Annotated in this window: 13 protein-coding genes (1 of these 13 only partly in view); 2 read left to right on the forward strand and 11 right to left on the reverse strand. The window is 56.4% G+C overall.

The annotated features are described in order from the left end of the window. The 5 genes from IPN69_13845 to kdsB form a co-directional block, all read right to left on the reverse strand. On the reverse strand, positions 1 to 2,181 hold the 5' portion of the coding sequence (locus IPN69_13845) for a hypothetical protein (protein ID MBK8811793.1). 81 nt of this gene lie to the left of the window's left edge; only the first 2,181 of its 2,262 coding nucleotides appear in the window; its start codon is at positions 2,179 to 2,181; the stop codon falls past the left edge of the window. Between the two features lie 23 nt (positions 2,182 to 2,204). Further along, positions 2,205 to 3,032, reverse strand: a complete 828-nt coding sequence (kdsA, locus tag IPN69_13850; protein ID MBK8811794.1) for a 3-deoxy-8-phosphooctulonate synthase — start codon at positions 3,030 to 3,032, stop codon at positions 2,205 to 2,207. A 63-nt stretch (positions 3,033 to 3,095) separates the two neighbouring features. Then, a complete protein-coding gene (locus IPN69_13855; GenBank protein ID MBK8811795.1) occupies positions 3,096 to 4,796 on the reverse strand; it encodes a CTP synthase in 1,701 nt (566 codons plus the stop codon). A gap of 10 nt (positions 4,797 to 4,806) precedes the next feature. Next, a complete protein-coding gene (locus IPN69_13860) occupies positions 4,807 to 5,100 on the reverse strand; it encodes a hypothetical protein (GenBank protein ID MBK8811796.1) in 294 nt (97 codons plus the stop codon). Continuing rightward, the gene (gene kdsB, locus IPN69_13865; protein ID MBK8811797.1) at positions 5,097 to 5,894 is read right to left on the reverse strand and encodes a 3-deoxy-manno-octulosonate cytidylyltransferase; all 798 of its coding nucleotides are present in this window, start codon (positions 5,892 to 5,894) and stop codon (positions 5,097 to 5,099) included. Before kdsB ends, IPN69_13860 begins: the two co-directional genes overlap by 4 nt. Before the next feature lie 90 nt (positions 5,895 to 5,984). Here kdsB and IPN69_13870 point away from each other — a divergent pair, with 90 nt between their 5' ends. Continuing rightward, on the forward strand, positions 5,985 to 6,839 hold the full coding sequence (locus IPN69_13870; GenBank protein ID MBK8811798.1) for a CPBP family intramembrane metalloprotease: 855 nt from the start codon (positions 5,985 to 5,987) through the stop codon (positions 6,837 to 6,839). 52 nt (positions 6,840 to 6,891) lie between these two features. On the opposite strand, the gene IPN69_13875 is transcribed toward IPN69_13870, so the two are convergent. Beyond that, positions 6,892 to 8,106 carry a FecR domain-containing protein gene (locus IPN69_13875; GenBank protein ID MBK8811799.1) on the reverse strand — a complete coding sequence of 405 codons (1,215 nt, stop codon included), beginning with the start codon at positions 8,104 to 8,106 and terminating at the stop codon, positions 6,892 to 6,894. 204 nt (positions 8,107 to 8,310) lie between these two features. Here IPN69_13875 and IPN69_13880 point away from each other — a divergent pair, with 204 nt between their 5' ends. Then, on the forward strand, positions 8,311 to 8,568 hold the full coding sequence (locus tag IPN69_13880; GenBank protein ID MBK8811800.1) for a hypothetical protein: 258 nt from the start codon (positions 8,311 to 8,313) through the stop codon (positions 8,566 to 8,568). A gap of 83 nt (positions 8,569 to 8,651) precedes the next feature. On the opposite strand, the gene IPN69_13885 is transcribed toward IPN69_13880, so the two are convergent. From IPN69_13885 to ndk, 5 genes are all read right to left on the reverse strand, one after another. Continuing rightward, a complete protein-coding gene (locus IPN69_13885) occupies positions 8,652 to 9,941 on the reverse strand; it encodes a SpoIIE family protein phosphatase (GenBank protein ID MBK8811801.1) in 1,290 nt (429 codons plus the stop codon). Between the two features lie 33 nt (positions 9,942 to 9,974). Next, positions 9,975 to 10,595 carry an ImmA/IrrE family metallo-endopeptidase gene (locus tag IPN69_13890; protein MBK8811802.1) on the reverse strand — a complete coding sequence of 207 codons (621 nt, stop codon included), beginning with the start codon at positions 10,593 to 10,595 and terminating at the stop codon, positions 9,975 to 9,977. 75 nt (positions 10,596 to 10,670) lie between these two features. Then, positions 10,671 to 11,192, reverse strand: coding sequence for an NADH-quinone oxidoreductase subunit I (locus IPN69_13895; GenBank protein ID MBK8811803.1), 522 nt, complete (start codon positions 11,190 to 11,192; stop codon positions 10,671 to 10,673). Positions 11,193 to 11,213: 21 nt separating this feature from the next. Next, on the reverse strand, positions 11,214 to 12,596 hold the full coding sequence (locus IPN69_13900) for a hypothetical protein (GenBank protein MBK8811804.1): 1,383 nt from the start codon (positions 12,594 to 12,596) through the stop codon (positions 11,214 to 11,216). Between the two features lie 96 nt (positions 12,597 to 12,692). Next, the gene (ndk, locus tag IPN69_13905; protein MBK8811805.1) at positions 12,693 to 13,109 is read right to left on the reverse strand and encodes a nucleoside-diphosphate kinase; all 417 of its coding nucleotides are present in this window, start codon (positions 13,107 to 13,109) and stop codon (positions 12,693 to 12,695) included. Positions 13,110 to 13,120 lie beyond the last annotated feature (11 nt).

Genomic DNA, 13,120 nt, shown 5'->3' on the forward strand with positions numbered 1-13,120 from the left:
CTCGGGGTTCTTGTTGATGATTCGAATGTTCAGATCGACTTCGACCAAAACATTCAGCGGATCAACGACATCGATCTGGGTCACGCGCGAAGTCCATTCCTGCGCCTGCCCGGCGATTCCCCCAACGAACGCCTTCGGAGTCTCCCCGCCCATTATGAGGGTTTCCAGATTCGCCTTGCTGGCCGAGATCGCAGCCTTGTCGAATGAAGCGAAGAACGCCTTGACCGATTCGTCGTTAACGGCCGGAGCGTTTGCTTTGAGTCTGCCCTGCCGCGCAGCGAGCGAGGCGCCGATCTCGGCTGACGCCCTGATCGCAATATCAAAAAAAGCGATCGCCTGGGCTTGCTGTCCGGTCTTCAAGGCGATCTCGCCCAAGCCGACGTTCGCCCACGCGAGACTTCGCGCCGTCGGCAGCTTTTCGTCGACAATTGCCCGAAACTCCCGTTCCGCATCGGACAGTTTGCCCTCCGCCAACAGGGACCGCGCCAAAATCACCCGGACATCGTCAAAACGAGGGACGTCCCGAAGAACGATTCGCGCATTCCGTTCCGCGGCCGGGAAATCCTGGCGGTCGAACGGACGCTTCGTAAACAAGAGCGCGTCGCTCTCATCTACCTCGACGGGCTTAACATCGTTTGAATAATCAAGCTGTGGAAAGATCTTGTCGGAATCGATCTCGACCCGTACAATCTTCGACAACGTCTTGAATGCCGTTTCCGAAAAGCCTTTGGCCGGAATCTTGACAATATTCCGAAGCCGTTCGCCTTTCTCGGTCAGGGCAATCACGTCAACCTCCGCATCAACCGATCCCGTGTTCCGGAGCGCCATCTTCGTCTCAGCGGTACCGGCTTGCGGAAGGCCTATGAGCAGATCGAGATCCGTGAGCTGATCGAATCCGTAGTCGAGCAGTTCCTTTTGCTGCCCGAACGCAGCTCGCAAGCCGGAAAGATCGAGACTGCCGGTCTTCATATTCGCCTTCAAAACACCGAAAAACGCGTCCGCGCCGATTTTCTTTGAGAGCAGCCGCCAGATCATAGATCCCTTGTTGGCGTTGGTCACGAAATAATAATCATCGAGCGGCGTGATCTGACTGAGTGGAGCATCGCGCTTCGAAACCGAGGCGTACGCGGTTCGCTGTCGCAACCGCTCGAGATCAGCGATCTCCTTCCCGTACTTCGATTCGAGAAACTCCGTCGCAACGAACCGTACAAGCCCTTCGCGAACGACTCCGCCGCCGTCGCCGGCGATCGATGTCGAAGCGCCGAGCCAAACATGCGCCACCGATTCGGCGACCGACATCGCCGTCAACGAATCCAACTTCTGCCGGCGAAAGACGTTCTCGTCGACGAGCAGCGTTCCGGCATCGGAATAACCGGCACCGCGCCGGACCGAAATGATGCGCAGCGGAGCGTTCGGCGATGATCCGAAAAGCGTTTCGAAATACGCCTTCGCATCAGCCGCCAAATTGGCAACGTCTTCGGCTCGCTTCTTTTCATCCGCACCGGCGCCTTTAGAGAGGTGGACGCTTACGTTCCGCACCGTGACCACTTCGTACGATCCGGCAACGAAAAACGGTTGGCCCAAAAGCGCTTGCTCGAACGCGCCCGAGACCCCGTTCCCTGCCGACAGAACACCGAGCCCGCCGGGCGATGTCACTTGAATTCGATACGGCGCGAAATCCGCGCCCCGCGGAAAGAACCAACTGTTGGGCGTCGGATACCAGAACGACATCGGCAGCAGTTGCGTACGGAGCGGTGTGGTTGCGGCCAGTCCGGAATTCTCGTCGATTCGGAGGCGATAAGTTACTTCGGTATCGATCGTTGCGCCGACCGGGACCGACAGCGAGCGGATCACGATTCGCTGCAACGTCCCCGAACCGACCTTCTCTTCGTTCTTCGCGAAATCGACGGCGCCTGCACCGATCTTCACCGCGGAGATCTCGGCGGCGGGGCTGATCCGGAGCGAAAGGCTCGAAGCGACCGCCGTCGACACGTTTCTCAAGGTCAGCTTCGCACGCGCGGAAACAAATCGGTCCGTCTCGGCCGAAGGAAGCGAAACGCTGAGGTCGTACTTCGCAACTTCCCAGGTTTTGGAAGCGCGCGTATCGGTCTGTGCAAAACCGATCGCCCCGAAAAAAGAGACGGCCAGAACAAAAAGAACCAACGATAGTAGATTTCTCATATATATAAGTAAGCCGAGCCGTTTCAGGCGCCGCTCACAAGTTCGTGAATCGCCTTGAGCTTCACGAGCAAAGGCTTCAGGCGGTTTAACGGCAACTGGTTCGGACCGTCCGACGGCGCGGCCGAGGGATTATCGTGAACCTCCATAAAAACAGCGTCAATTCCGCAAGCGACACCGGCGCGCGCGAAATCTTCGATGTATTCAGACTGACCGCCCGTTGCCTTTCCGAGTCCGCCCGGCAATTGAAGCGAATGGGTGACGTCGAACACGACCGGAACACCGAACGAACGCATGATCGGAAAACTCCGAAGGTCGACCACCAGGTTGTTGTAGCCGAAACTCGCGCCGCGCTCGGTCAGCAATATCCGCTCACACCCGGCGCCCCGAAGCTTGTCGACGATGTTTCTCGCGTCCCAGGGCGCGAGGAACTGTCCTTTCTTGACGTTCACTGCACGACCCGAGCGGGCCGCTTCGATCAGCAGATCTGTTTGGCGGCACAAGAAAGCGGGAATCTGAAGAATATCGGCGACGGCCGCCGTCGGTTCGACCTGCCACGGTTCGTGGACATCGGTGATCACCGCCAGTCCAAGCTCGGACCTCACGGTTTGAAGCACCGAGAGCCCGAATTCCATACCGCCGCCTCGAAAACTCTCGATCGAGCTTCGATTCGCCTTGTCGAAGGAGGATTTGTAAACGAACTCAACGCCGACCTCGCCGCAGATCTCTTTGATCGAGCGCGCCATAAAGAGCGCGTGCTTTTCAGACTCGACGACGCACGGGCCAAGAATAAAGCTCAGCGCACCGTCGCCGAAACCGACGTTTTCCACATTAAAAGAGTTGATTCCCGCCATTAGCCTTACTATATAAGAAAGATCACCGATCCGATAGTTCTCCAACCGGGAGCGAACCGGAGATCACTCTTCGCCGACGACCTCGGCCCGTTCGGGCATTTCAATCTGCTTGTCGCTTTTCACATCATCCGCGAGATTCTCGCTGTTCAGGCGATGTTCGTGCGCCGCGCGGACAAACGCCGCGAAAAGCGGATGTGCCGCCAAAGGCTTCGACTTGTATTCGGGATGGAACTGACAACCAATGAAGAAAGGGTGAACGTCGCGCGGGAGTTCAACCATTTCGACGAATTTTCCGTCGGGAGAAACGCCGCTGAAGATCAGACCTTCATTTTCAAGAACGCTCCGGTACTCAGGATTGAACTCGAAGCGATGCCGATGGCGTTCGCTGATCATTTCGGTTTCGCCGTAAACGCTTCTGGCGAGCGAGCCTTCCTTGAGATTGCAGTCCCAGGCGCCGAGGCGCATCGTGCCCCCAAGTTCATCGACACCGACCAGATCCCGAAGTTTGAATATCACCGGAAACGGCGTTTCGGGCGTAAACTCGGTCGAATCGGCATCGCGCAAACCGCAAACGTTGCGGGCATATTCGATGCACGCCGTCTGCATTCCGAGGCAGATGCCGAAATATGGAGTTCCGGACTTGCGCGCGTATTTGATCGCACGGATCATTCCCGAAACACCTCGCTTTCCGAACCCGCCCGGGACGAGGATCGCATCGTAGTCGTGAAGATCCGTCTCGTAGTCGTCCTTTACCAGATTCTCGGATTCGAGCCAGTCGATCTTGACGCGCAGGTTGTTCGCCACTCCGGCGTGCGTCAGAGCTTCGCGCAGACTCTTGTAGGCATCTTCAAGTTCAACGTATTTGCCGACGATCGCGATCTTGACCTCGCCGTCGGTCGGCTCCTTGATCGTCGCGACCAGTTCCCGCCATTTCTTCAGATTCGCATCGGGAAACTGCTCGCGGATATGAAGATCGTCCAGTATCAACGAATCGAGACCCTGTTCGTGGAACGCGAGCGGAACCTCGTAGATCGTCTTCACATCGAGCGCGGAAATGACCGCATTTTCGTGGACGTTGCAGAACAGCGCGATCTTGCGCCGGAGATCGAGCGACAGCGGACGGTCGGATCGGCACAGCAGAATGTCGGGCGCGATTCCGATCTCGCGAAGTTCCTTCACCGAGTGCTGCGTCGGCTTCGTCTTGAGTTCGCCCGCGGCGGCGATGTACGGCACCAGGGTGACGTGCACGAAGATCGCGTTATTGCGGCCTTCTTCGTTACCGATCTGGCGGATCGCCTCCATAAACGGCAGCGACTCGATATCGCCGACGGTGCCGCCGATCTCAACGATCAGCACATCCGGTTTTTCCTGATCCGCAACCTTCCGGACCGCCGCCTTGATCTCGTCCGTGATGTGCGGGATCACCTGAATCGTCTTGCCGAGATAGTCGCCTCGCCGCTCCTTTTCGATGACGCTGAGATAGATACGGCCGCTCGTCCAATTGTTTGCCTGCGAAAGCTTGGCACTCGTGAAGCGCTCGTAATGTCCGAGATCGAGGTCCGTTTCGGCGCCGTCGTCGGTAACAAAGACCTCGCCGTGTTGAAACGGCGACATCGTTCCGGGATCGACGTTGATATAAGGATCGAGTTTCATCATTTGAACCGACATACCGCGCGATTCCAGCAAACATCCGATCGATGCCGCTGCCAGACCCTTTCCGAGGCTTGAAACTACGCCGCCCGTTACAAATATGTATTTCGTCATTGTTTTTTCCTCATTCATCAGATGATTCCGGACTTTCCGATCCGCCGTTCGCTTTTCCTTCACGTTTCTTGCGATTGAAACGTCCGCTTCTTAATTCCGTTTGCACTTCCCGCGCCTTCGCGGCCTCCGGATTCAGCATCTCCTGTAGCGCGTTCATACTCGCGCCGAGCATCGAGGCGCTTTCCGCGACGCTTCGTTCGAATTCTTCTTCGGTCTTCCGAACGGGTTTTGAAAGCATTTTCAGCCCGGCCCAGATCGCGATCAAGAGACCCGCAAAAAACAACAGTCCCACCCAGTCGTTCATCGTCGCGCGCCCTCGATCAAGGCACGGACCCGTTCAAGATCCGCCGCCGTGTCAACGCCGATCGAACTTTCCGAAACCTCGACGATCCTGATCCTCGCCCCGTTCTCGATAGCCCGCAGTTGTTCGAGCATCTCAAGACGCTCAAGTGCAGATCTTTCCATTCTTGAAAACTCAAGCAAATACTCGCGGCGGTATGCGTAGAGACCGGTGTGTTTCCGGAACACGCGAAGCAACGTCGAATCGCTTTCGAGCGCGAGTTCGAGCGAACCAAAGTGGTCGACGGAATCGCGCGGAAACGGGATCGGAGACCGCGAAAAATAAAGCGCGTTCCCATTTCGATCGACGACGACCTTGACCACATGCGGGCTCAGAACATCTTCGATCTCGTTGATCGGCTCGCTGGTCGTTGCGATATCGACCGTTGTGTCGCTCAAGACCGCGGCGACCGCCGCATCGATCGTCGACGGCGGGATCAGCGGTTCATCGCCCTGAACGTTAACCACGATCGAACCCGCCGCGAGGTGCTTTTCCGCAACCTCGGCGATGCGGTCGCTGCCGCTCTGATGCGTCTTCGCGGTCATTATCGCTTCGCCGCCGTGGAACCGGACCGCACTCGCGATCCGTTCGTCGTCGGCCGCGACGACGATTCGGGTAACGCTCAGCGCCTTGCGAACCTGATTCAACGTGTGAACAACGAGCGGAATTCCGCCGATTTCAAGCAACAATTTGCCCGGAAGTCGCGTTGATGCGTAACGCGCCGGGATCACTGCTACCACATTTTGTTCGGGATTGATTCCGTGTTGCTCCACGGGATTTTAGGTTATCCCGATTTTACCGAAAATTCAAACTTGGAACTCGTTTAAGTTTTCGCTAAACTCGAACCCGTGCAAAACGAAGAACTTATCGAACATACGGCGGCTGTGGAGCTTGACCGCTCAGATTCCGGCTCCGACGCGGTCTCGCCGGACGATCCGTCGTGGGGACTCGTCCCCGCGATCATCTTTTGGATCGTGAGCGTTCTTTTGATCCTGATTCTCCCGGCGCTCGCCGTCCTTCCCTACGCGATGATGATGGGGATCGACTCACAAAATCTGGGCGAGTTTTTGCAGGGCAACAAGACCGCCTTGATCTTGAATATCGCGGCGATCATCCCGGCGCATATACTGACGCTTGTTATCTCGTGGTTCATCATCAGCCGAACGAAACGAGTCGGCTATTTCGAGGCTCTCGGCTGGGACTTCGGATCATTCCGCGCCTGGCACGGGATCGCGATCATCGGCGGCTTCTTCGCATTTGCGGCGGTCGTCGGCCATTATTTTCCGGAACAGGACAACCAACTCCTCCAAGTGCTTCGCAGTTCGCGGGAGGCAACGATCCTGATCGCGCTCGTCGCCACATTCTCGGCGCCGTTTGTTGAAGAGGTCGTCTATCGAGGCGTCCTCTATTCCGCCGCACGGAAAACTATGGGGACTGCATCTTCGACCGTGCTGGTCACGCTATTGTTCACGATCGTTCACGTGCCGCAGTATCTTCCGAGTTATTCGACGATCTTCCTGTTGCTTTCACTAAGCCTTGTCCTGACGCTGGTCAGGGCGCGCACCGGCAGACTTCTGCCGTGCGTCGTCCTGCATTTCGTCTTCAACGGCATTCAGTCGGCATTATTGATCTTACAACCGTATTTCCCGCAACCGCTGCCGGATGCGAACGCTCCGGCGATCTACCTTTGGTTGGGAATGTAGAAAAAAGGGCGACGCTTTCGGCATCGCCCTTTCTTTGCATTCTGCAACAGATCTAGTTGTCCTTGGACTTGGAATTCGGATTCTGAATCACGATGATCGGAGTCGGCGGAGGCGGAGGCGGAGTCCGAACCGGCTTCGAGTCGTTATTCGGCGAATCATCGCTCTCAACTCGCCGACGTTGATTGTTGGTATTCATTCCGTCGCCCGAACCGTTGAAAACCGGCGAATCAGATTCGTTCCGCTCGACCCGGCTGCCGGCCTGATTCGTTCGCTGGAACGGCGGAGTCCTGAGGTTGTCGGTACGCTCGCGGTTCGCATTCGGAACGGTTGTCGTTCCGCCGCCGCCCGTCGAACCGCCGCCGCCCGTTCCGGTTCCATTTCCATTTCCATTCGGATTGGTATAGACCCAATAAGGCATATTGCAGTAATTCCACATATCGAAACGATAGTCATAGCCGTAAGGCGAGCCCCAGCCTGAGCCGAACGGAAGGAAGGACCACATCCTTCGAAACGGATCGAAGACCCAGAGCCCGAAGGAATTGAACGCGTTCCAACGTCCGTTGTTGTACGAATTCAAAAGCGAATTGCGCATCGAATCACGTTCGAGCCGCGCGTTCACCGACGAGATCTCCCTGGCGCGCAATTTGCTCCACGTATCGAGATCGTCAGGACTGTCGCGGTCGAATTTCGCGACCGTCGTGTTCGAACCGGTGACCACCAACGCGCGGCCGCTTTTCAGTTCGCTATCGCCGTCAATGAACATCTTTCCTTTCCACACAGAAACACGTCCGGAACCGTTGCCCAGAACATCGATCCGAAATACTCCCGAGCGCGTCAGACTGAGGCTGGCGTTCGGCAGCGCGATCGCGACCGCGAATTCATCGGAAGCCAAAACCTCGACGACGGCACTGCCGCCGTGCAGCTTAAGCTTGAGATCGTCGAGACTTGTTGTCAGAAACTCGAAACTCGTGTTCGCCCCCAAACGCAAGTACGAACCGGGGTTGAGCAGTATCTCGGCCTTCGAGTCCGGGCCCGTGCTGACACGGTCGCCGACCTCGATCTGATCGTCCTTTATCAGAAGCCCGCTCTTGCCTTCCTTGCGAACCACGGAGACCTTGCCTTCGACGTAGCTTACGCCGCCGGCCTTGGCGGAGATAACGTAGATACTTCCGACCGAGGACACGACGCGATCTTCCTGCGCAACCGCCAAGCCTGCGAACAAACTCATAAAAACCAGTCCAAAAACGATACGCACGTTATTTTTCATTATCACTGCTCCTTACTCCACGGAAAGATTTGGAACTTACTTTAATACTTCTCAATCGAAAACACAATTCTTTTTCCGTCTTCAAGATTAGAGCATTCCCGCACGAAATTGGTTGTAAAAAAATAAGAAAACAACCTTTGAATCAGATGCGTAATCAAAGGAGATGTTCACGCCGGCTTTTGAACACGGCTGGAAGGAATAAGAATGGCTACCTATAATGACCCGGTAAAATGTTTCGCCCCGCTTGAAGTTGTCGAGCGATTGCTCGAGATTCGCGCGGAACTCGGATACGCGGAGGTCGTTTACATCGATCGGTCGGTCGAACTGATCCAGTTTTTCGACGCTTTCGGTTTCGACGTTTACGCGTTTTCAACCGGGAACGAGAAGGTCAATTACGGCGATTACCGGGCCCCGATCGTTCCCGGCGGCGACAACGTCCATTCATCCGCCACCGGACACTGAACAAGTTCACAGACGAAAGAAGGAACGCGGAAGGAATTCTGATCCAGGGAACCCGCGTTCCCTCTTTTTTTTGTGTTCGATTCTTATAGCGCCTTGACGATAAACAGGGTTCCGTCATCATCGAGAAACTTCCGTTCGGTGAAATCGGCGACGCCCTTGCGGATATGATCGACAAGTTCCCTTGCCGGCAGATCGATCCCTTCGAGAACACGCTCGACAAAACGGTCACGCCCGTACTCTTCGCCGTCCTCGCGGGCGGCTTCGGTGATTCCATCGGTATAGAGGACCAACACCTGCTTTTCGTCGAACTTGATGAAATGCTGGTGATAGCGCATTTCGCGGAACATTCCGAGCGGGAGATCGCCGTACTCGACAAAACGGTGCTCGCCGTCCGGCGTGATCAGCAACGGCGGATTATGGCCCGCGTTCGAGAATACAAATGTCTTGTTGGTCGCATCGAGAATGCCGTAGATCGCGGTTATGAACTGATGCGATTCGACCGAGTCCCAAAGAAGATTGCTGACCTTTGAAAGAGCGATATGCGGCGCGTATCCGATCTGGACCGCGAGCCGCAGCGAGGCGCGCAGAAACGCCGTCAGAAGCGCCGCCGGAATTCCCTTTCCGACTGCATCGGCGACGATGATCCCGACCTGGTCGTCGAACACCTTTACCCAATCGTAATAATCGCCGGAGACCTGTTCCGTCGGGAAAACATAGGCACTGATGTCGAATCCCTTGACCTTCGGGTCGTGATCCGGAAGAAGTTCGAGCTGCACCTGACGCGCGATCTCGAGCTGCGCCTGAAGCCGCTTCTTCTCGACAAGCTGCTCGTGAAGTTCGACCTTTTCGATGATGATCGCCACCTGCGACGCGAGAAGCTGCAGGATCTGAAGATCGTCCGCCGAATAAGCGTCGGGCTTGTCGCTCTCGAGGTCGAAAACCCCGATCACCTGATCGTTCGAGACGATCGGGGCGACCATTTCCGAGATCGTGTTGTCGCGAGCGTGAAAATACCGCGGATCCTTGCTGACGTCGCCCGAAATGATCGAACGCCCCGTCTGCGCGCAATACCCGATAAATCCTTCGCCGAGTTTGAGTTGCGGCTCGACCAATGAGAAAGGGACCGCGTAACCGCTGATCGCCTTCGATTTGAAGATGTAGGGGTTGTCGCCCGACCTGTCGTTCTCGATGAGATAGATTCCGGCGGCATCATAGTGGATAAGCGAGTCGAGCGTTTCCATAACAAGCGTCAGAACCTCGTCGAGATCAAGCGAGCGGCTGATCGTTTTGGTGATGTCGAGCAGCATTCGCAGCTTGTCGACGACCGACAGACTCGTATCCGGCGCTTTGGTTTCCGGGTGATGTTCTTCCATTAGTTGAAATTGTAGTTCCGTAACCGGGGAAATTCAATAATCGCGGTTAACAAGGATCGAGTTCGCGTATTCGTCCCACAAACGCGAGATCTTGATCCGGTATTCAACCAGTTCGCGGCTGACATTGAAATGCCGCGCGATCTCGCGCGAAGTCCTTCCGCGCCGGATGAATCGTTTAAGCGCCGAGTAGGGCACAAGCGCCGCCGCGCCGACGCCGTAAGCTTCTTCTTCGATCTCCGGCCGGTAGTCGCGGGCGATCGTCTTGCCTTGCTTGTTGACCGCCTTGATCGCGAGCCGCGACGGCTGGTGCCCGAGAAACACGTGACTGATCTCCTCCATCAAGGTCGCGTTCTGCCGGTTCGAACCGTGCGTCGGATTAAGTACGATCAGTTTTCGTCCGTCGGGGAGTTTCTGCGAACATGCGCCGCCGGACCAGGCGTCTTTGCCGTCGGTCAGTAGGTGATCACGCGTTTCTCCCGAAAGAAACGGAGCCATCTGTTCGTAGGTCACGACCAGAAGTTTGGCGTAAGCGGCAAGGTCAAACGGATCGAGCCGCTGTTCGTCTCGCCGAAGTCCGGCGAATTCGCGGAGTCCGATCGCCTTGAGTTCGTAGTTCCGGCCTTTCGCCGTCGGCGGAAGTTCAGCGGGATCCATATCGGCTAAAATACGGCGACCGGGTCAATCGGCAATTCGCAGATCATCCCCGGTCGGCTTTCAAATGCGGGTTCACTAAACTTCTTTATATTCGGAATCGACGTCCTCGGTCGAGAGCGCGACCCGGTAGTTCTTCGACTGCTTCTGTTTTGTGATCAACAGATCGTCTTTCGTCTTCAAAAGGTCAGCGCGGTTATAGACGGAGATCTCGAAGTTGTAGCCGTGCGTGATCGCGTCCTTCGGACACGCCTCGACGCAGAAACCGCAAAAGATGCAGCGTCCGTAATCGATGTTGTAAACCTTCGCGTAGCGCTCGTCGCGTCCGACACGTTCGTCGTACGGCCGCGGATCGTTGACCGCCTCAATGTAAATGCACTCCGACGGACAGGCCGCCGCACAAAGATAACACGCGACGCATTTCTCCTTGCCGTTTTCGTCAACGTGAAGCAAATGCTGTCCGCGATATCGCGGCTGTACCGTGACCGGGACATCCGGATACTGCACGGTCCATTTTTCACGCGGAATCTCGGAGATCGTGCGTTTCATCCCCTTGATCACCGCAACGGTAGATTTGATAACATCTGAGACTATCGACATAAAATCAATTTCGCGCCCGGACTACCTGAGCATAAACCCGAGCAAAAAGCCCAAAATCAGCAATCCAACAAAAACCAGAATCGCTCCGCCGCCACCGATGATCCCTCCGAGCGCGAGTCCCGACCCGGCATAGTGCTCGGGATCATTCGCCGCCCGGCTACGCGCCAGAAATCCAGTGATGATCCCGCTTATCGCCAAGAGAAATGAAACCGGAATGCAGATCAACGAAACGATCGGCACGATTCCGCCGAACATCAGGAGAAACCCGAGAACACCGGTGATGAGCGAAATAATTGCCAGCATTTGGCTCGGACCGGAGACTGCAGGCGGTTGAAACGGCGTGTCCGCGCCGATCCCTTGCTGACCCCATTCACCGACCGGAGCCGGCGGCGCATTCCATTCCGCAGGCTGAAATGCCTGATTGGCAGGCGCTTGCGGCGCGTCGAACGGTGTCGGCTGAAACGGCGACGGCGCGATCGGTTGGCTGACGGGCGGATCAAAACTCGTCGGCGGAGTCGAAAACGGCGAAGAAGGTTCCGAAGCCATTGGCGCTTGCGGCGCTTCGAACGGCGGCGGCGCAACCGGTTCGCTCACCGGCGCGTCAAACCTCGGCGGCGGAGTCGAAAACGGCGAGGAAGGTTGCGAAGAAATCGGCGCCTGCGGCGCTTCGAACGGCGGCGGCGCGATCGGTTCGCTCAGCGGCGCGTCAAAGCTCGGTGGCGGAGTCGAGAACGGCGAAGAAGGTTGCGAAGAAATCGGCGCCTGCGGCGCTTCGAACGGCGGCGGCGCGATCGGTTCGCTCAGCGGCGCGTCAAAGCTCGGTGGCGGAGTCGAGAACGGTGACGCAACTTCAGGTTCCTGCGGCGACTGCGAATCAAAATTCGATTGAAAGATCGTCACCGGAACTTCATCGTCAGCCGGTGCAGGCGCCGGAACATCAGAAAAACTGGGTGCCTCGATTACCGGTTCGCTGAAGACCGGGGCCGGCGGCTCGCTTATCGGCGGCGCGATCGGCGCGTCAAAAAATACTGCCGGAACATCAGGCTTGATCTCTTCCTTGAGCGAATCGAATGCCGGAGGGTCGGAAACCAGATCCTCGAGAGTCTGTTTTTCCGGCGCGCCCAACGGTGCAACGACCATCGTCGCCATCGGATCGAAGTCCTGCGGAATCTGTAGAACGTCGTCTTCGTCGTCTTCCTTCACGTCGATCCGCGAGGCGACCATTGTTTTGAACGGGTCGTCAGGCGGGATCATCGCCGCGATCTCATCTTGTCGGACGATCTGAGTCTTTAACGGATCGACGGCCTGGACATCTTCGACCGCTTCCCCGAGGGGCGTCCCGTCGGTCTGACAGAAACGCATCGTATCCGGAAACTCACGCTGACAATTCGGGCATATTTTCATCAGTTGTTCGTCCTTGAGAACAGGATTGAAGTCCGTAAATCCGAAGGTTTGAAAGCGTTTGTCTTTACGAACTTACGGACTTTTATATCCTTTTAACTAAACTAATTCAAGCTTGCTGAAGAAATAAGCGATCTCGATCGCCGCATTTTCGTCCGAATCGGAACCGTGGACGGCGTTCTCGCCGATCGAACCGGCAAAATCCTTTCGCAGCGTGCCCTCCGCGGCTTCCGCCGGGTTCGTCGCGCCCATCAGATCGCGCCACTCTTTGACCGCGTTTTCCTTTTCCAGGCAAAGCACGACGCACGGACCGCTCGACATAAACTCGGTCAACTCCCCAAAAAACGGACGCGCGGCATGAACCGCATAAAAGCCCTCGGCCTGTTTCTTCGACTGATGGATCAGCTTCATTCCGCGAATCTGAAATCCGTTGCCGAGAATGCGGCTGATGATCTTTCCCGTATGCCCTTTCCCGACCGCGTCGGGTTTGATAATTCCGAATGTTAAATTGCTCATTTTGATAATTT

The organism is Acidobacteriota bacterium, assembly GCA_016715115.1.
GTDB lineage: Bacteria > Acidobacteriota > Blastocatellia > Pyrinomonadales > Pyrinomonadaceae > JAFDVJ01.

Coding starts and splice junctions, on each gene's coding strand:
- kdsA (MBK8811794.1), bottom strand. CDS start 3,032: ATGGCGGGAATCAACTCTTTTAATGTGGAAAACGTCGGTTTCGGCGAC.
- IPN69_13855 (MBK8811795.1), bottom strand. CDS start 4,796: ATGACGAAATACATATTTGTAACGGGCGGCGTAGTTTCAAGCCTCGGA.
- IPN69_13860 (MBK8811796.1), bottom strand. CDS start 5,100: ATGAACGACTGGGTGGGACTGTTGTTTTTTGCGGGTCTCTTGATCGCG.
- IPN69_13875 (MBK8811799.1), bottom strand. CDS start 8,106: ATGAAAAATAACGTGCGTATCGTTTTTGGACTGGTTTTTATGAGTTTG.
- IPN69_13880 (MBK8811800.1), top strand. CDS start 8,311: ATGGCTACCTATAATGACCCGGTAAAATGTTTCGCCCCGCTTGAAGTT.
- IPN69_13885 (MBK8811801.1), bottom strand. CDS start 9,941: ATGGAAGAACATCACCCGGAAACCAAAGCGCCGGATACGAGTCTGTCG.
- IPN69_13890 (MBK8811802.1), bottom strand. CDS start 10,595: ATGGATCCCGCTGAACTTCCGCCGACGGCGAAAGGCCGGAACTACGAA.
- IPN69_13895 (MBK8811803.1), bottom strand. CDS start 11,192: ATGTCGATAGTCTCAGATGTTATCAAATCTACCGTTGCGGTGATCAAG.
- IPN69_13900 (MBK8811804.1), bottom strand. CDS start 12,596: ATGAAAATATGCCCGAATTGTCAGCGTGAGTTTCCGGATACGATGCGT.
- ndk (MBK8811805.1), bottom strand. CDS start 13,109: ATGAGCAATTTAACATTCGGAATTATCAAACCCGACGCGGTCGGGAAA.